Annotated in this window: 18 protein-coding genes; 16 read left to right on the top strand and 2 right to left on the bottom strand. The window is 33.4% G+C overall.

Translation table 11 applies throughout. The annotated features are described in order from the left end of the window. Positions 1–268 precede the first annotated feature (268 nt). From G7A72_RS15355 to G7A72_RS15330, 6 genes are all read left to right on the top strand, one after another. A complete protein-coding gene (locus G7A72_RS15355) occupies positions 269–964 on the top strand; it encodes an ABC transporter ATP-binding protein (protein WP_165153198.1) in 696 nt (231 codons plus the stop codon). 34 nt (positions 965–998) lie between these two features. Then, on the top strand, positions 999–3,452 hold the full coding sequence (locus G7A72_RS15350) for a TonB-dependent siderophore receptor (protein ID WP_165153196.1): 2,454 nt from the start codon (positions 999–1,001) through the stop codon (positions 3,450–3,452). Positions 3,453–3,461: 9 nt separating this feature from the next. Continuing rightward, the gene (locus tag G7A72_RS15345) at positions 3,462–4,910 is read left to right on the top strand and encodes a DUF3526 domain-containing protein (RefSeq protein WP_165153194.1); all 1,449 of its coding nucleotides are present in this window, start codon (positions 3,462–3,464) and stop codon (positions 4,908–4,910) included. Between the two features lies 1 nt (position 4,911). Then, positions 4,912–6,258, top strand: a complete 1,347-nt coding sequence (locus G7A72_RS15340; RefSeq protein WP_165153192.1) for a DUF3526 domain-containing protein — start codon at positions 4,912–4,914, stop codon at positions 6,256–6,258. A gap of 138 nt (positions 6,259–6,396) precedes the next feature. After that, entirely contained in the window at positions 6,397–6,879 is a 483-nt protein-coding gene (locus G7A72_RS15335; protein WP_165153190.1) for a hypothetical protein, read from the top strand. Between the two features lie 358 nt (positions 6,880–7,237). Beyond that, the gene (locus G7A72_RS15330) at positions 7,238–8,386 is read left to right on the top strand and encodes a saccharopine dehydrogenase family protein (protein ID WP_165153188.1); all 1,149 of its coding nucleotides are present in this window, start codon (positions 7,238–7,240) and stop codon (positions 8,384–8,386) included. A 250-nt stretch (positions 8,387–8,636) separates the two neighbouring features. On the opposite strand, the gene G7A72_RS15325 is transcribed toward G7A72_RS15330, so the two are convergent. Then, the gene (locus G7A72_RS15325) at positions 8,637–9,491 is read right to left on the bottom strand and encodes a DMT family transporter (RefSeq protein WP_165153186.1); all 855 of its coding nucleotides are present in this window, start codon (positions 9,489–9,491) and stop codon (positions 8,637–8,639) included. A gap of 125 nt (positions 9,492–9,616) precedes the next feature. Between G7A72_RS15325 and G7A72_RS15320 the strand changes: the two genes are divergently transcribed. After that, on the top strand, positions 9,617–11,647 hold the full coding sequence (locus G7A72_RS15320) for a beta-N-acetylhexosaminidase (RefSeq protein ID WP_165153184.1): 2,031 nt from the start codon (positions 9,617–9,619) through the stop codon (positions 11,645–11,647). A gap of 20 nt (positions 11,648–11,667) precedes the next feature. Here G7A72_RS15320 and G7A72_RS15315 read toward each other — a convergent pair whose 3' ends face one another. Then, a complete protein-coding gene (locus G7A72_RS15315; RefSeq protein WP_165153182.1) occupies positions 11,668–12,600 on the bottom strand; it encodes a WG repeat-containing protein in 933 nt (310 codons plus the stop codon). Positions 12,601–12,859: 259 nt separating this feature from the next. Between G7A72_RS15315 and G7A72_RS15310 the strand changes: the two genes are divergently transcribed. The 9 genes from G7A72_RS15310 (at position 12,860) to G7A72_RS15270 (ending at position 21,909) form a co-directional block, all read left to right on the top strand. Next, positions 12,860–14,479 (top strand): ABC-F family ATP-binding cassette domain-containing protein, encoded by a 1,620-nt coding sequence (locus tag G7A72_RS15310; RefSeq protein WP_113635707.1) that lies wholly within the window; start codon positions 12,860–12,862, stop codon positions 14,477–14,479. A 115-nt stretch (positions 14,480–14,594) separates the two neighbouring features. Continuing rightward, positions 14,595–14,786 (top strand): hypothetical protein, encoded by a 192-nt coding sequence (locus G7A72_RS15305; RefSeq protein ID WP_165153180.1) that lies wholly within the window; start codon positions 14,595–14,597, stop codon positions 14,784–14,786. Between the two features lie 159 nt (positions 14,787–14,945). Next, positions 14,946–16,130 (top strand): DUF418 domain-containing protein, encoded by a 1,185-nt coding sequence (locus G7A72_RS15300; RefSeq protein ID WP_206531509.1) that lies wholly within the window; start codon positions 14,946–14,948, stop codon positions 16,128–16,130. 84 nt (positions 16,131–16,214) lie between these two features. Continuing rightward, positions 16,215–16,754, top strand: a complete 540-nt coding sequence (gene pyrR, locus G7A72_RS15295) for a bifunctional pyr operon transcriptional regulator/uracil phosphoribosyltransferase PyrR (RefSeq protein ID WP_091168558.1) — start codon at positions 16,215–16,217, stop codon at positions 16,752–16,754. 46 nt (positions 16,755–16,800) lie between these two features. Further along, complete coding sequence (locus tag G7A72_RS15290) at positions 16,801–17,727, top strand: aspartate carbamoyltransferase catalytic subunit (protein ID WP_091168554.1); 927 nt, start codon at positions 16,801–16,803, stop codon at positions 17,725–17,727. A 73-nt stretch (positions 17,728–17,800) separates the two neighbouring features. Continuing rightward, positions 17,801–18,133, top strand: a complete 333-nt coding sequence (locus tag G7A72_RS15285) for a ribonuclease Z (RefSeq protein WP_113666635.1) — start codon at positions 17,801–17,803, stop codon at positions 18,131–18,133. 88 nt (positions 18,134–18,221) lie between these two features. Continuing rightward, on the top strand, positions 18,222–19,127 hold the full coding sequence (locus tag G7A72_RS15280) for a ribonuclease Z (protein ID WP_165153178.1): 906 nt from the start codon (positions 18,222–18,224) through the stop codon (positions 19,125–19,127). 96 nt (positions 19,128–19,223) lie between these two features. Further along, positions 19,224–19,868 (top strand): pyridoxamine 5'-phosphate oxidase, encoded by a 645-nt coding sequence (gene pdxH / locus G7A72_RS15275; protein WP_165153176.1) that lies wholly within the window; start codon positions 19,224–19,226, stop codon positions 19,866–19,868. A gap of 379 nt (positions 19,869–20,247) precedes the next feature. Next, entirely contained in the window at positions 20,248–21,909 is a 1,662-nt protein-coding gene (locus G7A72_RS15270; RefSeq protein ID WP_113666638.1) for an MFS transporter, read from the top strand. Positions 21,910–22,006: the final 97 nt, after the last annotated feature.

Raw genomic sequence — 22,006 nt, 5'->3', positions numbered from 1 at the left:
CATTTTAATTTATCTATTGAGAGTTCACGTATTCCTATTTTTTAAATACGGGAGAAGTGGCTAGTTTGCGACTGCTTGTTCGTACGCATAAATTATAATTTGTAGTCATAAAAAACTTTTTGGCTGAAGTATTATCTACTTTATGCCAGTCTGTTTTGTGTTTTAAAATCACTCCATTTAACAATTTAAATCTGATTTTCATTAGTGTAGCTTCTGAATATTGGTGAATTGTATCTATTTCTAAAATTCAAATAAAACTATTTATACTATGCTTACAGCTAAAAACCTGACCAAGAAATACGGGAATCAAATTGCTTTAAACGATTTAAATTTAACCATAAAAAAAGGAGAGATTTTTGCTCTGTTGGGTCAGAATGGTGCAGGAAAAACCACAACAATTAATCTCTTTCTAGGTTTTATAAAACCTACCTCTGGAGAATTAAAAATAAATGATATTTCGGTTGAACAAAGACCGGAGGAAACCAAAAAACATATTGCTTACATTCCCGAAACAGTCACTCTATATACCAATCTTACGGGTCTCGAAAACCTAAAATTCTTTTCGTCTTTAGCGGGTTTTAAATATTCGAAAGATGAACTAACGTTTTTTTTAAACAAAGTAGGTTTGCAAACTACGGCTCATAATCAAAATCTGGGAGGCTATTCTAAAGGAATGAGGCAAAAAGTAGGTATTGCGATTGCAGTAGCTAAACAGGCAAAAGTCTTACTTCTTGACGAACCCACCAGCGGATTAGATCCAAAAGCTTCTAATGAATTTTCGCAAATCCTGAAAGAACTCTCAGCTGATGGAACGGCAATATTAATGGCTACCCACGATATTTTCAGAGCAAGGGAAGTCGCCACACATATCGGAATTATGAAACAAGGAAATCTTGTCACCATCATCGAAGCGGATAAAATATCGGCAAATGAACTCGAAAAGTTGTACCTCCAAACTGTCTAAACGGAAATAAGAATATTTCCATCAACCTAAAAAAATGAAACATTTATATATCTCTTTACTCCTTATTTTAGGGAGTTACACTGCTAACTCCCAGAAAATTTCAGGTAAAATCACAAATATTGACACTAAAGAAGCAATCGCTGGTGCAACCATAAAAATAGTTAATTCTGAAATAGAAACAACAGCTACTCCAGACGGAAATTTCGTTATGGAGGGAGAAGGAACAATAGAAATTAAGGCTTCGGGCTACAAAACGATTCAAATAAAATCACGTTCTACATTTATGAACATCGAAATGATTTCGAATACAACTGAATTACAAACCGTAGAAATAGTTGGTCGCTCTTCCAAAAAGTACAATAGCGATTATTCTTTTTCGGCAACAAAAATTGCAGCACTTAACAAAGATATTCCGCAATCTATTTCTACGATTACCAAAGAATTGATTACAGATAAAAATGCTTTTTACCTCGGCGATGCCGTAAAAATGGCCAGCGGTGTGATTCCGTCGAGCTACTATAATCAATACTCGATTCGAGGCATCAGCCAAAATGAAGAAGGGCAAATCATAAACGGAATGCGTACGCGTCAGTATTATTTTCTGCAACCTTTGACCAATAATATTGAACGTGTTGAAGTAATTAAAGGACCATCAAGTGCTACTTTCTCTTCCGTTGATCCTGGGGGAAGTATCAATTTAGTTACCAAAAAACCATTGGCAGTTGATCGAAAAGAAGTTAGTATGAGCGTGGGAAGTTTTAGTACCCTTCGGGGAACTTTAGATTTTACAGGTCCTTTAAACGAGTCCAAAACGCTACTATATCGCGTGAACGGAGCGTACCAGGAAGCAAAATCCTTCCGTGATTTGGTTAGCAATAAATCGTTTTTAATAGCTCCTTCTTTCAGTTATATTCCAAATGAGAAAACGGCTATAAATACGGAAATGATTTTGAGTAATATGGTTGGAATTCTCGACAGAGGACAACCAATTTTCGGCGCAATTGCTGGTGTTACAAACCTAAACAAAACCCCGATAAGTCTTAATCTAGGCGCTCCAAATGATTTTTTCAAGTCGAAAGAAATGATTTTGATGACTAATCTGGCACATAAATTTACTTCTAAAATTAGTTTTAATGCCTCTTACATGAAACAATCCTGGACGGAAGATCTTCAGGAGCATCGAACCACTAATGCTTTTGCAGTTGATATGAACAATCAGGCTGTGGCAAGTCTGGCAATGATGCAATTTGTGCAACGCCAGCAATACTGGAATGTTGATAATTTGAGTGCTTTTTTAAATTTTGATTTTAAAACAGGAAAACTCAGTCACAAACTACTCACCGGTTACGATTTAAGCAGCTGGAACAAAACCAAAGGTGGTGGACAAAATGCCTCCAGAGGTTATCTTCTAAAAGACGGAACAGTTGCTAATTCTTTTGTCGTAGCAAATGCTACCAATTATCAAACTATTACCGTAGACGGAGTTCTGTTGCCTAAACCCAATGTAAATTATTTCAACTTAAATAATCCATCATACACCATTCGAAATATCGAAGATTATACCTTAAATGTACGAACTGCACTTCCTTCTGCACTTACCTCAACCAATGCCATTTATATTCAGGACCAGATTCAATGGGAGAAATTCACTTTTTTATTGGGTTTAAGAAACGAATGGTTTGAAGACATTACCAATTATGAGACAAATAACGAATTGGCAGTAAAAAAAACGGCTTTATTACCACGAATTGGAGTTACATATGCAATCAATGACGCTCTCAATATATATACGACTTATCTAGAAGGGTATCAACCACAATCAAATACGGTTACTTTGATGCCACAAACGGGTTCTTTGCCAGGGGGAAGTTTGTTTGACCCTTTGGAAAGTAATTTGAAAGAATTTGGAGCCAAAGCCACTTTATTCAACAATAGAATAAGCGTAAATATGGCAATTTACGAAATCAATCAAAAAAATATTTTGATGAATGCAAATGACCCAAACAACCCAGATTTATTGGTTACTAGAGGTGCTGAACGCAGTCGCGGATTTGAGTGGGACATTGCAGGATATATCACATCGAACTGGCAAATTAACGCTTCGTACAGTTATATTGATGCAAAAATTATTAATGATAGAGATGTTTCTTTGATTGGAGCACGAAAGCAAAATACACCAAAGAACAGTGCCAATTTCTGGACTCGATATAATTTTGATCCGACTTCAGCTTTAGGTGATTTCGGAGTTGGTTTTGGAGTACAATATCAAAGCAGTAAAGTGCCATGGTTTACCAGATCTTTCATCATTCCTGATTTCACTGTTTTTGATGCCGCCCTTTACTACAAACCCAACAAAAGCAACATGCAAATTGCTATAAATGCCGGTAATTTATTGAATAAAACTTATTGGTTAGGAGCTCAAAACTTCCTTCGATTATTTCCTGGAGCCCCCAGAAATTTAAACCTTACGGTAACTTATAAATTTTAATCATTACACATGTCATTACACAACGAAATTTTAATAGCCAAACATCTTAACAAAGCTATTTTTAAGAATAGGGCTGTGCCTATCATCATAATTTTTATTGGCATATTATTACTTTACGCAACTTTTTCAGGTTGGGAAAATTACACCAATCAAAAGCAGACCAGCGAAAAGTACCAACATGAATCTAGGGAAGACTGGTTGAATAATCCTGATAAAAATCCCCATCGAATGGCACATTATGGTAATTTCGCTTTCCGCAAAAGTACTTCTTTGAGCATGTTCGAATATGGGATGGAACCTTTTTTTGGAAATGCTATTTTTCTGGAAGCCCACAAGCAAAATTCGGCTAACTTTTCGGAAGCAGGATTTTCTAGCAGTATGATGCGTTTTGGTGAAATCAGTATTGCTATGGTATTACAAATTCTATTTCCGCTGCTGATTTTCTTTATTGGTTTTAATGCTATAGCAACCGAAAGAGAAAACGGAACTTTAAAACTCCTTTTAAGTCAAGGCGTCAGCTGGAAACAAATACTATTAGGCAAAACTTTAGGAATTGCCAGTGTTGTTGTGCTTCTTTTTATTCCAATAATTTTAGTCCTGCTTTTGGTTTGGATGTTGCTCCAAAACTTTACTGTTTCAGCAGATGAAATTCTTAAAATGATGCTATTTATTCTTTTCCATTTTATTTATTTGCTGTTTTTTTGTGTGATAGCAGTTTTAATTTCTGCTGCTAGCAAAACTTCTAAAAATGCATTGGTATCCTTAATTGGAATATGGCTGCTCTTTACGATTATTTTGCCTCGAACTACTCAGTCCATTGGAGCCTACGTGTATCAAGCACCGTCGAAAATTGAATTTAATAGCGCTATCGAAAAAGACATTTTAAAACAAGGAGACAGCCATAATCCGAATGACTTGCATTATAAAGCTATAAAAGATTCGCTGCTCAGCGTTTACAACGTCGATTCGGTACAAAAACTTCCTTTCAATTATTCCGGTTTTATCATGACCGAAGGCGAGAAAATCAGTAGTACTATTTACAATAAACATCTAGATACTTTGTTGCAGGTATATGCCAAACAAAATAGTTTTTCGAAAGCGGTTTCTTTTATCAATCCGTATATCGCCATTAAAAATATTTCGATGGGATTATCGAACACAGATTATGATTCGTATATCAATTTTCAAAAACAGGCGGAAACTTATCGCTACGACATGGCTCAAAAAATGAATGCTTTGCAGATAAAATACATCAGCAATAAAAAACAAAATCCTACTGATAGACCTCAGATCATCAATAAAAATTATTGGGCAGATGTACAAGAGTTTCATTATGAACCAAAAGATGTTTTTACAATTTTAAAAAACGAATTACTTTCTATCATCTCCATTGCGTTATGGATCGGCATTCTTTTATTCTTGCTTAAAATCGCCTACAAAAATCTTAAAGCTATTTAATATGTTAGTATTACTCTTCAAAAATTTCATTCGCTCGAGGGGAACCAAAATCGGATTATTATTTCTATTCCTTATTTGTTTTATTAGCCTGTTGATTGGAAAACAATTTCAGGAAAAACAAGCAAAAAACGTACAGGAAGCTATACTTTATCAAAAAGAACACATTGCTAAAAATGTTAACTTTCATCAAGATGATTTGGGGCTTCTGTTGTATTATTTAAAATTTTCGCTTGTCAATAAAAGTTTCCCCGTTAATAGTTTGGCTATTGGACAACGGGATGTAAATCCTTCGATACAAAGTGTCACTATTCGTGGTTTAGAAGGGCAAAAATACGATGCCGAACTCAATAATCCGAACAACCTTTTGCTCGGAAATATCGATTTTAGTTTTGTTCTCATCTACCTGTTTCCATTGTTGATAATTGCTTTTTCATACAATCTAATTTCGGAAGAAAAAGAAAGCGGTACTTGGAAAATTGTTGTCACTCAGAGTCAAAATACTTTTTTATACATTCTGAAATTATTCTACATCCGAATTTTAAGTTTGACTCTATTACTAACAATTGTACTTGCAATTGCCGCTTTTTTACTGAATATTCCCTTAAATATTTCATTTCTGACCTTTTATGGAATTAGTGTTCTGTACCTACTTTTCTGGTTCGCTATATGCTTTTTTCTGGTTTCCTTACAAATGAATTCAAATTTCAATGCGGTTATTTTATTGACAACGTGGTTATTTTTAATTATCATTTTACCCGCTTTAATTAATACGTACATTGTAAACAAATATCCTATTCCAGAAGCGTTAGAACTCACTGTAAAACAACGTAATGCTTATCATGAAAAATGGGATATGGATAAACAAGAAACTTTAGATAAGTTTTATACGCATTATCCTCAGTTCAAAAATTATCTTTTACCTGACAAAGAATTCAGCTGGCTTTGGTATTATGCGATGCAACAAATGGGCGATGATGAATCGGCAAAAGAATCCCGTGATCTAGAGTCAAAATTAGAGCAACGCAATCAATCTAGTCAACAAATTACGCAATTCATACCAACGTTGCATGCACAAATGCAACTCAACGAAATCGCTAGAGCCAATTTAGGAAATCAGCTTTTGTTTTTAAAAGAAACCAAACAATTTCACGAGAAATTACGCTTGCATTTTTATCCTAAAATATTTGACGATGAAGCAGTAAATAAACAAAAATGGGACAACTTCAAAGTCGAAACTTTTAGTGACAAATCAAAAATTAACTTGAAGAAAACTTTTCTTCCCTTAATAATATTCAATTTTATATTACTCTTTTTGGGTTGGTTAAATTTTAGAAGAAAAAACATTTAAACTACCATTACGGATAAGAAATAGCAAATCGACAAACAAAAAATCAAGCTAGCGATAGTCAATATTTTATACTATTTCATCTATAAAAGCATTATTTTGACTAAATTAGCAATAATTAATAACTAAAAATTTAGTCTTATGAAAACTCATCTTCTTTTTTGTTTAGTGTTTGCTAGTATAGGATTCCAAAGTTGTAAAAAAAATGAAAACGAAAAAGTCGTTAATTCTAAAAAAATCCCAGTTGAAAAACCTGTAAGTGTCCAATGCTATCAAGCTATGTACGAAAAAGACACAATAGATTTGAAAATGAACACTTTGCAAGACGGAAAAATAACTGGCGAGATGGTGATGAAATTTTTTAATACCCCAAAAAAGATTGGGAAAATTGCAGGTGAATTCAGTGGAGACACATTATTTGCTAGCTACACCTTTATTCAGGACGATAATAAAAAAATAACATTTAAAAACCCGATGGCATTTTTAAAACGAGGTGAGCAACTTATTTTAGGCAATGGAAAAATGTTAAATACTATGGGAGCAACCTATTTTGATAAAAGCTCACCTATAGACTTTGACAAAATAAAATTTAAGTTTACAGCTGTTGAGTGCGCCGCTGAATAGTAAATATTTAGAGTCTAATGGTACTCTTTTTGATAATAATCAAAATTATACTCCATATTTTTTTAATTCATTATTTGTAACCGATTGTAATAAATTAAAGAGTTTTATCTTAATTCTTCATTACATTCCAATTATACTGTCCGGGCTGGCTATTCACTGAAAGTCCGCAGGAATCAGTCCATAAAATAAACCCTAAAACGAGCTTCTTGTAGTCGCTGTTTTAAGGTTTATTTTATAAAAGGACTTCTTCCTTTGCAGGCTTTCCGTTTCTATCCTTGACAGAGAACCTACATTTAATGACAATCAAATTAGTACACTTCTCAAATGCTTATCCAATAAAAAAGGGTATCTTTAAGATATGAAAAAGCATCACACTATTATTATAGCAGGAGCAGGCGGTATTGCAGAAGCTGTTGGTTTATTATTGATGGAATGGAGTGAAGTTCCTCCTACTCTTTTCATTGGTGACAGAACCCTTTCTAAAGCCAAACAAGTAGCCCTTTGGATTCAAGAAGGAACTACGAAATCAGGATTTATTCAAGATTTTCATCTTGCTGAAAATGGCATAACAGATGAAATGAAAATAATCTTCCGTCAAGCAGATATTATTCTGGACTGTTTACCAGGTAGCCAAGCACCCAGAATAGCCCAGTTTGCTAAAGATTTTAATCTACATTACGCAAATCTTACAGAATATGTTGAAGAGACTGAAGAAATAATAGCACTGGCAAAAGACGCAAAAACAGGTTTTATACTTCAAACGGGTTTAGCGCCGGGATATATCGATTTGCTTGCTAATGGACTTTTCCAACAGTTTTGTGAGGACTTTGAAGTTGATAAAGTAGACAAGCTGGAATTCAAAGTTGGAGCGCTGACCAATCATGCAGTTGCTCCACATTATTATGGTTTTACGTGGAGTACTGTGGGTGTAGCTACAGAATATTTGAAAGAAACTATAGTATTAAGGAATTTCAAAAAAACTAGCCTACCATCACTCTCAGAAAGAACTACTATTATTATCGATGGCATTGCTTATGAAGAGGATCTTACTTCAGGCGGTGCAGCAGATTTGCCTGACGCATTATTAGGAAAGGTTCGCTCCCTCGATTACAAAACCTTACGTTATCCTGGACATTATGCTTGGATACAAGAGCAGATTGCTAATTTAGAACATACAACTGACACAATTAAAGTCTTACAAGAAAAAATGGAAGCCATTATCCCTCACATTGAAGACGACAAAATTATTTTATATGCAGCTGTAGAAGGCAAAGATGCAACAGGTATTTTACGCAGACGTGAGATTGCAAAATGTATACTTCCTCAAAAAGTGGGAAAACATCAATTGAGGGCAATCCAAACAACTACCGCAGCACCATTGGTACAAGCAGCGCAACTATTACTCGAAACACCGCTTAGCGGAGTTGTATTACAAAGCAAAATTGATCCAATTCCCTTTTTAAATGGAAACTACATCGTCCCAGTTTATGGTAAATTAATTAAATGAAAAACGCAGTGATTCCCATATATCTATTATCCGAAGACTTACTAAAGAAAATCTTGAAAAAGCGAACCGCTTATTTATAACAATAAACAATCATTTTTTGTACAATACTATTGTTCTACGAAAGCTTTATTCTGCTCAAGAACAGTTTTTTACAACTGATACCTTTACATTCAACAGCAATCAAAACCGGAACTTGTACAAAGATTTTTTTTTTAGCTAAAATTTTTCAATCTAAATCGCTTAATTCCCTTTAAATGATCTGCGACATTACGATCAAAACAATGGCTATCAACGCTAGAAAAAGGCCAGCATAATTCATTTTTGTTAGTTTTTCTTTAAAAACAAAAATGCCTACAAGGCTTCCTATGACAATCACACCCATGTTCATCCCTGCAAAAACTGTTGAAGGATTTTCAGCGAAAGCTTTATGAGCTTTTAGATAAAAAAGAATATTTCCAAAGTTAAAAATACCTACCAAACCTCCAAAAATAATATTTTTAAAGTGCATCGGCTTTTTAGAAACTATGACATCATAGACTACTGCTCCTATCATAATGAGTAGCGCAATTCCAAAAACTACAAACAACGAAGTGGTATAAGGCAGACTTGTGTAAAGAGCAATTTGTTTAAAAAGAATGTCTATAGTTCCAAAGCCCAGTAAAACTACTGCAGGATAAATCCATTTGTTTTCTGTACTTTGAGAGGGTTTAGTAAGAATAAGCAATAGCGCCGGAAATCCAACCAAAAGCGCTATGATTTTTAGGATATTAAAGTCTTCTTTAAAGATCAGCCATGCAGCCAAAATGGGAATAAACAACGAAAGCCTTTGAGCTGCATCTGTTTTTACAATACCTACCTGTTTTATGGAGGCTGCCAAAAAAAGAAAAATTGCAGGCAATAAAATACCAATAGGAACATAAATACCCCAAGGTGCCAAAGTCCTTACCTTGCTAAGATCTGGACTGAATGACAAATAACAAAAAATAAGAGCAAAAACATAATTCCAACCAACAATTTGAACCTGACTTACATTATAACTGCGTGCAATTTTAAACAACACTCCAACAGTCACACTGCATATAATACTCAAAATTAGAAATAGCATAATTCAATATTTACCTTGCAAAATTACTATTTATATGCGTACTTTATATTTGTTTCCACAAATTATAGAAAAGCTTTTTTATAAAAGTAATTGTTTACTACAGGACAATAATAAAAATATAAAGTATGAAATATATCCTAATGCTATTGTTCGGAAGTTTTGTTTCGAATGCTCAAATTACCTCCGAGCAATTAAACTTGATGCCTTGGCCACAAAATATAAAGTTGTCTGAAGGCACTTTTGCTTTAAGCAAAAATTTTAAAGTGAATATTACGGGGAATCCTAATCCTAGAATTTTTCTAGGCGCAACCAACTTTGTACGACGATTGGACGGCAGAACAGGATTGTTTCTCGAACAAAGTTTTTTGACGAAAGTCAACGAAAGTCCAGAAGCCGAATTACAAATTAATTGTGTTCGCAATGGAAAAATAGAAATTAATGAGGACGAAAGTTACCAACTTATAATTACCTCGAATAAAATAATCATTAATGCCGCTAATGATTTAGGAGCGTTGCATGGTTTAGAGACTTTATTACAATTGCTACAAAACAATAATACATCGTTTTACTTTCCAGTTGTTGCGATTTCGGAATCGCCACGTTTTACCTGGAGAGGATTGATGATTGATGCGGCCCGACATTTCCAGCCGGTAGATGTTATCAAAAGAAATCTGGACGCTATGGCTTCGATGAAAATGAATGTTTTCCATTGGCATTTAGCCGATGATCAAGGTTGGAGAATTCAATTAAAAAATCATCCAAAATTAACAGAATTAGCCTCAGATGGATATTTTTATACTCAGGAAGAAATCAAAAATATTGTAAAGTATGCCGATGAAAGAGGAATTCTGGTTATTCCTGAAATAGATGTTCCGGGACATGCTTCGGCATTGTTGACTGCTTATCCGGAGATAGGAAGTAAAGTTGGCGAAGGAAAAATCACATATGAAGTACAAAGAAATTCAGGGATTTTCAATGCGACTCTAGACCCCACAAATCCCAAAACCTATGAAATAGTAAGCTCAATTTTTGATGAAGTGTGTCCGTTATTTCCAGGCAGTTATTTTCATATTGGCGGTGACGAAAATAATGGAAAAGAATGGAATGCAAATCCTGAAATTCAGCAATTTAAGAAGGAAAATAATCTGGCCAACAATCATGATTTGCAGACTTACTTTAACATGAAGTTAATTCCAATGCTAAAAAAACACAACAAAAAATTGATGGGTTGGGAAGAAATAATGACTGAAAACATGTCTAAAGATGCTATAATTCATGCTTGGAGAGGAACGAACGAAGGTCAAGAAGCCGGTGGAGCTTTGATCAAAGCTGCAAAAAGTGGATACAATACCGTTTTGTCCAATGGGTATTATATTGATTTGATGTTAGGTTTAGAAAGTCATTATATGAATGATCCCTTACCTAAAAAGATTATTCTTAGTCCAGAAGAAAAAGCAAGAGTTTTAGGAGGAGAAGCTGCGATGTGGAGCGAACTCGTAACGCCATTAAATATAGATTCCAGGATTTGGCCACGAACTGCTGCAATAGCTGAGCGATTATGGTCAAATGCAGAAGTGAATGACATGAACAGCTTGCGCAAAAGGTTGAAAACAATCTCTTTTCGATTAGAAGAACTAGGAATTACACACATTAGAAACAAAGAAGTGATTTTGAGAAACATCAGCAACAATCAAGATACGCGTGCCTTGAATGATTTTTCGAACCTTTGCGAACCTCTGAAAAATTATAAACGCAATGGTGGCGGAAAGAAATACAGAATACATTCACCGTTAACCTTATTTGCTGATGCTTGTAATTCGGATGCTTCTGAAGCGCTAGATTTTAATCTTGCAGTCAATGCGTATTTAGCGGATAAAAGTAAGGAGAATAAACTAATAGTGATTAATTTTTTTAAAAAGTGGATTGCCTTAAATTCCGATTTAATTGCTTTAAGTTCCAATGCTCCGTTGGTGCAACCTCTTTTGCCTTTGTCTAAAAGTTTGAGTGATGTATCGGAGCAGCTATTGCTTTTAATGGATAAAAAACAAAAAGTTAATCAAGCGTTATTGGAGGATTTATTGGAGAAATGCAATACCAGAAGTCCTGCTGATGTAGAATTAGCAGTTTATGGGAGTTTGAAAAATTTAAGTCAATGACATGGAGGTTGTAGGTAGTACTATTTATTAAGGTTTTCTTTAATCCATTTATCTACTGGAATTTTTCTTTCAATATATTCTGAATACTCTTTGTAATTAACTAAGTCCATGTAAACAACATAAAAAAAATTTCCATCTGCAGAAACTTTAAAGTTTTTGAAATCATCATAATTTTCGTCAGCTCCATTTGGATATTTATTACATAATTCAAAAGTTTTTATTTTATAAAAAGAATCAAATTCCGATGGTTTTTCGACAATTTCAAAAAACAACTTTTTATCAGAACAATTAAAGCCATTAATCTTGATGATTTGATTTTTTCTTTTTTCAAAAAAAGCTAAAATTTCTTGTTCTGTTTTATTGTATTTGAATTGATAGGGAATGAATTGATGCTCTTTTGTTTCTATATCTTTCGGATGATTTCGTTTTGTAGTTGTTTTAATTTCTTTTCCATTCCTGTCAACAAAACCCCAAACACCTCCAACTAAAGGCGGATGTTCTTCATCTTTGGAAGTGTCCCAATAACAACCATTGCAATATTGTGCAAATCCAAAATTCATAGGTGATATATAATCATATTTTGCTGAAATAATTTTATTTCCAAGTCTGTTAGCTAATCCAGACTTTCCATTATCTTCATATAGAATATATCCTTCATGAAAATCACTATATCCCAATGCAGCCAAAGCAGTTTTGAATAAGTAATTTCCATTTCTATCAAAATATAAATCACCTTTATTTTTAAAACTTAATAAAAAAATACTTGACTTTATTTCAATTGTGTCTTTGTACATAGATGTTCCCCAAGTCACATCAGCAGGAACAATAATTTTTCCATTTTGATTTTTGATACCTAAAAGACTATCTTTTTCTGAATAATAGAATAACTTTTCAGTTTGTGAAAAGGTTAAATGAGAAATCAAAAGCAATAAGAAAGTGCAAATTTTTTTCATAATAAATCAATTGAGGTATTGGGTTCAATCTGTTGATGTTTTTTCTATTTGTTAGCGCTAAAAAATATTTTTATATAAGATATAATTTTATTTAAAGGTATTAAAATTGAGGTAACTATTCTCAAACTAAAAAACCGAAATTAACTTTTTATAATTTTAGTTTGATATCAAAAATAGCTATTGCTAACTACATTGTTATTTAGTTCATATCTGTGTATTTTTTTCGTATTTTTGCAAAAATTTTATAAAATAAACATTCATGTTAACAGTAAATAATTTATCAGTTCAGTTTGGCAAACGAATTTTGTTTGACGAAGTAAATACTACCTTCACACACGGTAATATCTATGGAGTTATCGGAGCCAATGGCGCTGGAAAATCTACTTTTCTTAAAATAATTGCAGGTGAAATGGACCCAACTTCGGGAAATATTCACTTGGAACCAGGAAAACGTATGTCGGTTTTAAATCAAAACCACAATATGTTTGACGAAAGTACCGTATTAGAGACCGTTATGATGGGGAATAAAACCCTTTATGCGATCAAAAAAGAAATGGATGCTTTGTATTTAGATTACAATGATTCAAATGCAGACAGAATTGGCGAGTTACAAGTGCAATTTGAAGAAATGAACGGATGGAATGCTGATTCTGATGCAGCATCAATGTTGTCAAATCTTGGAATTACAGAGGAACATCATTATACTTTAATGGGAGATTTGGAAGGAAAAATAAAAGTTCGTGTCCTTTTGGCACAGGCGCTTTTTGGAAATCCGGATTTACTTATTATGGATGAGCCTACCAATGATCTGGATTTTGAAACTATTGCTTGGTTAGAAAATTTCTTGGCCAACTATGAAAACACCGTAATCGTAGTTTCTCACGACAGACACTTTTTGGATTCTGTTTGTACGCATATTTCGGATATTGATTTCAGTAAAATAAATCATTATTCAGGAAATTACACTTTCTGGTATGAATCCAGCCAATTAGCAGCAAAACAACGCGCACAACAAAACAAAAAAGCAGAAGAAAAGAAACAGGAATTAGAAGAGTTTATTCGTCGTTTTAGTGCGAATGTAGCCAAATCAAAACAAGCTACTTCGCGTAAAAAAATGATTAGCAAGTTGAATATTTCTGAGATAAAACCATCAAGTCGTCGTTACCCGGCAATTATTTTTGACCAAGAGCGTGAAGCAGGAGATCAAATTTTGAATGTTCAAAATTTAAGCGCTTCCATAGATGGAGAAATTTTGTTTAAAGGAGTAGATTTGAATATGGCCAAAGGCGATAAAATTGTTCTCTTCTCTAAAGATTCACGTGCTACAACTGCTTTTTATGAAATATTAAACGCAAATCAAACCGCAGATTCAGGAACTTTTGATTGGGGAGTTACCACTAACCAAGCCTATTTGCCGGGTGATAATCATTCATTTTTTGAAAGTGATTATTCTCTTGTAGATTGGTTGCGTCAATGGGTAAAAACCGAAGAAGAACGAGATGAGGTAAATATTCGTAGTTTCCTTGGTAAAATGATTTTCTCTGGTGAGGAAGCGTTAAAAACCTGTAGAGTATTATCTGGAGGAGAAAAAGTGCGTTGCATGTTGTCACGAATGATGATGGAAAGAGCTAATGTTTTAATGCTTGACGAACCTACGAATCACTTGGATTTAGAATCGATTACGGCTTTTAATAACTCATTAAAAAACTATAAAGGTTCCGTAATCTTCACTACACACGATCATGAATTTGCTCAAACCGTTGGAAATAGAGTTGTCGAATTGACACCAAATGGTGCTATTGATAGATATATGACTTTCGATGAATACTTAGATAACGAAGGTGTTCAGGAATTAAGAGCTAAAATGTACACCGTATAAAAAGTGATATATATTAAATAGAAAATCTCCCGCAATAACGGGAGATTTTTTTTGAAGAGGTTTCAAATATTGGTTTGAAAGTAATGTTGTTTACTTTCTACCAAAAATTTTGCTGATGATAAATATTATTATGGCTATCACTGCAATAACTATAAAAATACCAACTCCTACGCCGGCTTTAAATATTCCTTCTATTATTGAACAGCTTGAAAAAGATATTAATACTATAAAAAGCATCAATAATCGGGTTAGTTTGTTTTGCATGATTTTTATCTTTAAATTGAAATATAAAATTACTAAATCATGAAACGAATTTGTTATATAATTTCTACAGTTTATTATAAAATTTCTCAATAGTTTAAAAAAAAATCACAAAATACACCTTTACAACTATTTTTTAAACTACTATGTATGTAAAAAATATATTTTTGAGTTTTATTATTTCTATTTAATCAAAGCTATCAATATGACCAACATTACTTTAAATTTAAAATCTCCAAGAATAGAAGTGGTAGATGCCTTACGTGGTTTTGCCATTATGTCTATTATGTTACTTCATAATGTAGAACATTTTGAATATTATCATTTGCCTGAAAATTTTCCTGCTTGGCTTGTCATTATAGATAAAATAGTTTGGGACTCAATGTTTTTCATTTTTGGAGGAAAATCATATGCCATTTTTGCGCTTCTTTTTGGGTTTAGTTTTTACATTCAAAATGATAATCAAGCTAAAAAAGGAAATGATTTCCGGGGGCGATTTTTTTGGCGTATGATGCTATTATTAATTTTCGGACTTATAAATACTGCATTTTATCAAGGAGATATTCTGACCTTATATGCTTTTCTTGGCCTTTTATTAATACCAGTTGTCAACTGGAGTAACAAAGCCGTTTTTATTACGGCTGTTATATTGATGTTGCAACCTTTAGAATGGGCAAGATGTATTTATTATATGCTGAATCCAGATTATGTAGCACCACCTAACGTATCAACTGGGTATTATGAAGGTATTGCTCTTTATATGAAAAATGGTTCTTTTCTAGATTATGTAGTAGGAAACTTGACGTTAGGAAAAATTGCTTCCCTGTTGTGGTCATGGGAAAATGGAAGATTTTTTCAGGCTCCGGCATTATTCTTATTTGGAATGTTGCTGGGTCGAAAACAGCTTTTTGACACAACCGATGCAAACCAACAGTTTTGGAAAAAAGTATTACTGTATTCAAGTATTTTATTTATACCATTATTTGCTTTAAAAACTCATACGGTAGATGTTATAGGAAGAGTAACATTATCTAATAAACTCACCATTATATTTGCTTCTTGGTCAAACGTAGCATTTATGTTAGTTCTCGTTTCAGGATTTATTTTATTGTATCAAAAGGGATCTGTTAATAAAGTATTATCTAAGTTGATTCCTTTTGGAAAAATGAGCTTGACTAATTACATCATGCAATCCATGATTGGTTCCTTTATTTATTACCGATACGGATTAGGGCTTTTTGAATATACAGGTGCAACGTATTGTTTAATGATAGGTATTGTATTATTTATTATCCAATTGTTATTTTGTACCTGGTGGCTTAAAACCCATAAACAAGGACCTTTAGAAACGATTTGGCATAAAGCTACATGGATTTCATGGGGTAAATAATAAATGACTCTATTTTCTCCCTTTTTAATTATAAAATCATAAATTGGAATTTGTATATTTGCCAAACCAAACCACACAATTATTATGAGTCAAAAAGTATTACTTACTGCAAAAGAAGTTACTATCATATTACATCGTTTGGCCTGTCAATTAATCGAAAAACACTTAGATTTTTCAGATACAATATTAGTTGGAATTCAACCAAGAGGTGTTTTTTTGGCGGAGCGTTTAAAAGAAATTTTAGAAAAAGAATATCAAACTCCTGAAATTCAGCTTGGTTATTTGGACATCACTTTTTTTAGAGATGATTTTAGAAGAACTGATAAGCCATTAGAAGCCAATAAAACCAAGATTAATTTTATCGTCGAAAATAAAAAAGTCATTTTCATAGATGATGTTTTGTTCACTGGACGAAGCATTCGATCTGCATTGACTGCTATTCAATCTTTTGGACGACCTTCGGAAATTGAACTTCTAGTATTGATAGACCGACGTTTTAGTCGCAACTTACCCATTCAACCGGATTATAGAGGAAGGCAAGTAGACGCAATCAATAATGAAAAAGTAAAAGTGAGTTGGAAAGAAAATGAGGGCGAAGATGGCGTGTATTTAATTACAAGTTAGATTGCATTCAAACGCTGACTATTAAAAAATATAATCGTAAATAAAAATGAAAGAATTAAGCGTAAATCATTTATTAGGAATAAAATACATCAACAAGAATGATATTGACCTGATTTTTGAAACTGCCGATCATTTTAAAGAAGTCATCAATCGACCAATTAAGAAAGTGCCTTCGTTACGAGATATTACCATTGCTAATATTTTCTTCGAAAACAGTACCAGAACAAAACTCTCTTTTGAATTAGCACAAAAACGGTTGTCTGCGGATGTCATTAGTTTTTCGGCCGCGCAATCTTCTGTCAAAAAAGGAGAAACATTGATAGATACCGTAAATAATATTCTTTCGATGAAAGTAGATATGGTAGTGATGCGACATTCCAATCCCGGTGCTGCTTATTTTTTATCCAAAAACGTAAAAGCCAGTATCGTAAACGCAGGAGATGGCGCACATGAACATCCTACACAAGCGTTGTTAGACAGTTATTCCATTCGGGAAAAACTAGGTGAAGTAGCCGGAAAGAAAGTAGTCATAGTAGGCGATGTTTTACATTCCAGAGTCGCTTTGTCCAATATTTATGCATTGCAAATGCAAGGCGCTGAGGTGAAAGTTTGCGGACCTAAAACGCTTATTCCAAGATATATTGAATCATTGGGTGTTACCGTAGAACCTGATTTACGAAAAGCATTAGAATGGTGTGATGTTGCGAATATGTTGCGTGTGCAAAATGAGCGCATGGATGTCAATTATTTCCCGTCCACTAGGGAATATGCGCAGCAATATGGAGTTGACAAACCGCTTTTGGATTCTCTTAGCAAAGAAATTATAATCATGCATCCCGGACCTATTAATCGCGGTGTCGAAATTACAAGTGAAGTAGCTGATTCCAATCAATCCGTGATTTTAAACCAAGTAGAAAATGGTGTAGCAATCAGAATGGCAGTTATTTATCTTTTGGCTTCAAAAATTCAATAAACTAATTTAAAACTTTGTAAATTAGCTACTTATAAACCACACTGCCATAAAGCAGTCTTTGAAATTTAATACAATGAAAGTAGATCAAAAAGGACATACGGTAATAATTAGGGATACTCAGGGTGATTTTACTTCTTTTTTAATGAAGGTTACTCATCAATACAAAACTTTCGAAAAACACAATATCATAATTGATCTTTTGATGCATAATGATTTGTCAACAAATGATATTAAATTATTTATGCCGTTATCAAAACAACATAAAAAATCTAAAAAGTCATTTGTAATCGTTACTTCTGATTTTGATTATAATGCTGTTCCTGCTAAATTAACAGTGGTGCCTTCGTTATTAGAAGCGCATGATATTATAGAAATGGAAGAGATTGAAAGAGATTTAGGCTTTTAAATTAGTTGATTCGGTTACTTGTTTAGCCGCCTAATTTATTTAACCAAATATGCATAACCGATTAAACAAATAACCGAATAAATTAAAATTGAAACTAACAATCCTTGGTTGCTATGCCGCAACACCCCGAACATTTACCAATCCAACTTCCCAGATTTTAGACATAAAAAACAGACTTTTTCTGATTGATTGCGGGGAAGGAACCCAAGTGCAATTGCGCAAGAATAAAATCCGATTTTCTAAAATAAACCAAATTTTCATTTCCCATTTACACGGAGACCACTTTTTTGGATTAGTAGGTTTAGTATCCACATTTACTTTACTGAATAGAACTACGGATTTACATATTTATGGTCCAAAGGGCATCAAAGAAATTATCAAATTGCAACTGCGTTTGTCTAATTCCTGGACGAATTATAGTTTGTTTTTCCATGAATTGGAATCTTTGGAAAGCGAAATTATTTTCGAAGACGAAAAAGTTTTGGTCAAAACAATTCCTTTGAAACATCGTGTCTATACAAACGGTTTTTTGTTCCAAGAAAAAATTGGAGACCGAAAATTGAATTTGGATGCCGTCCAAAATTATGAAATAGAGAGTTGTTATTACCAAAAAATAAAAAACGGAAAAGACATTACGTTGGAAGACGGAAGAGTAATAGAAAACGAAAAGTTGACATTTGATCCTATTCCGACAAAGAATTATGCTTTTTGCTCTGATACAGTTTACAATGAAGCCATGCTTCCAATTATAGAAAATATAGATGTGTTGTACCATGAATCTACTTTCCTGCAATCTGAGGAAAATCTAGCTAAAAAAACATTACATTCTACTGCTAAAGAAGCGGCAACTATTGCTTTGAAAGCCAATGCTAAACAATTAATTTTAGGTCATTATTCGACTCGATATGAAAGTATCGAATTGTTTAAGGAAGAAGCCGAAACTATTTTTCCCGAAGTACTCTTGGCTGATGACGGAAAAAGCTTTGAGTTTTAATTAAAAGAAAACAATTTTAAGCATCAAATAACTGCTGAATTTTTCGATGATTTTAAATCGAATGGTTCAGCAATCAACATTTTTAAAACAAAAATTATGAATGACTTAAGTAATTACAGAAAATCATACGAGAAGAGTGAATTATTGGAATCTACTATCCCAGAAGACCCAATAAACTTGTTTAACCGATGGTTTCATGAAGTAGAAGACTTTGGAGGTGACAGTGAAGTTAATGCGATGACAGTCGCTACAATAGGCTTAGATGGTTTTCCAAAATCTCGAGTTGTATTGTTAAAAAAGTTTACTGAGGAAGGTTTTATTTTTTATACCAATTATAATTCTGAAAAAGGTAAGGCTATCACAGCAAATCCGAATGTTTGCCTGTCTTTTTTTTGGCATACGATGGAGCGTCAGGTAATCATCAAAGGAATTGCAAAAAGAACTTCGGAAATAACCTCTGACAGTTATTTCGAATCCAGACCCGATGGAAGTAAACTGGGAGCAATTGTGTCCAACCAAAGTGAAGTGGTGCCTTCGAGAGAATATTTGGAGGAAAACTTAAAACAGTTGGAAAAAGATTTTGAGAGTATGGTAATTCCAAGACCGAAGCATTGGGGCGGATTTTTAGTAACTCCTTTAGAGGTAGAGTTTTGGCAAGGAAGACCGAATCGATTACACGATAGAATTCGGTATACAGGTCAAGAGGATTATTCTTGGAAAATAGACCGTCTTTCTCCTTAACCAAATAAAAAAATAATTTTCAAATATGTTTTTCAAATTTTAATTAACTCCTGCAACTACAAAAAACGGACTTCCCTATTTATCGAATCCTAATATTAATCTTGTTTTCGTGTAAATTACTATTCACTTACCGAATCAAATAATATTGATACGTCTTAGATTGAAATACCAAAATCCATATTTCTTAATAATCAAATTAAAAAAATTTAAATTCAAAAAAGTTTGAAAAAAAAGCAGGTATTTTCAACAATAATTGGTTATTCAATAATTCTAACAATATTTAGTCTAAATTATTTTTTTTTAATTTACTTAACAAATATATTTACGGTCTTACAGCAATAAAAAGTATTTAACACTAATCATTAACCCATTTATACCTATGAATTCAGAACAAACAAAGTCTAATAATTCCGCGCTCTATACACTCATAACCGTATTTTTCTTTTGGGGTTTTATTGGAGCTTCAAACGGAATTTTTATTCCATTTTGCAAAGCTAAATTTGGCTTAGACCAATTTCAAAGTCAACTAATCGATTTTGCTTTTTATGGTGCTTACTATATCGGAGCGTTATTACTTTTCATTTTTAGTAGTATTGCAAAAAAAGATATTCTTAACGGTTGGGGATTCAAAAAAGGAATTATTTACGGCTTATTGGTCAGTACATTTGGAGCTGTACTTATGATAATTGCAGTAACACAAGGAAGTTATTTGTTTATTCTAGGCGCATTATTCATTGTTGCTCTTGGTTTTTCACTACAACAAACATCGGCTCAGCCTTTTGCAGCCTCTCTTGGTGAACCACATTCCGCTTCCAGCAGATTGAATCTTGCAGGAGGAATCAATTCATTGGGAACCACTATAGGACCAATAGTAGTATCTATAGCCTTATTTGGAGTTATTGCAGGTGTAAATATTGAAGAATTTGCTCAAAAACCAGATTCATTAGATTCAATGAGAATCTTATATGTATTTGTAGGTGGACTGTTTTTATTGGCTGCAGCCTTATTCCATTTTTCTAAAAAGTTACCGTCTGGAAAAAGTGATTCTACTTTTGAAACAGCTAACAAAGCTATGAAAACCTTAATTGCCATAACTGTAATTTTGGTTGCCATTTTTGCTTATATATTTTCTCGTTATGAAGATGCTGAATTTATCACTCGTTTTATAGAGAACAAGGAAAAAGATTACTTAGGGTTAGCCTTAACGGCTTCTACCCTTTTAGTGGTCGTTATCGGATTATTCTTTGCAAATACAACTGCTCAAAAAAATCCTGAAGGATGGGGAGCAATGAAATACCCACAATTAGTTTTGGGAATGTTAGCCCTTTTCGCTTACGTAGGTGTCGAGGTGACTATTGGAAGTAACTTAGGTGAATTATTGGTAACGGCTGATTTTGGTTCTATTTCAGGTCCAGCTTTGGCGCCATACATGTCTATGTATTGGGGAAGTTTAATGATTGGACGTTGGGCAGGAGCTATTACGGTTTTCAACCCATCATCACAATTAAAGAAAATTTTACTTATCGTTGTTCCTTATATCGCATTTGGAGTAGTTTTAGCTGCCAACGCCATTTCCGGACAAGATGTAACGCCTTTATATGCGTACGCATTTGTAATTTTGTTCCAAATCGCTGGTTTCTTTTTAGGAAAAGACCAACCATCAAGAACATTAATGATTTTTGGTATAATGGGAATGACAGCTATGCTTATTGGTTTATTCACTACTGGAACGATCGCTATTTTTGCTTTTATGAGCGGTGGATTATTCTTAAGTATTATGTGGCCTTCTATTTTCTCATTAGCAATTGCAGGTTTAGGAAAATACACGTCTCAAGGTTCAGCCTTCTTGGTAATGATGATTCTTGGTGGTGGAATTATCCCGCCATTACAAGGAAAATTAGCGGATATTATCGGAATTCATACGTCTTACTTCATTCCTGTTTTATGTTTCGCTTTCATTGCGTTCTACGGATGGAAAGTAATTGGAATTTTAGAAAAACAAGGAATTGGAAAAGAAATAGAAGTTGGTGGAGGACACTAATTTCAAAACAAACTAACCAAAACCACACCAATAAAAAAACTCCCATTTTGCTAAGCATAATGGGAGTTTTAATTTATACCGAAATCTCAAATCAGAA

It is taken from the genome of Flavobacterium sp. Sr18 (assembly GCF_011064265.1).
GTDB classification, from domain to species: Bacteria; Bacteroidota; Bacteroidia; order Flavobacteriales; family Flavobacteriaceae; genus Flavobacterium; species Flavobacterium petrolei.
The sequence above is the reverse complement of the archived record's forward strand: the minus strand, read 5'-3'. Positions and strand labels throughout refer to the sequence as shown.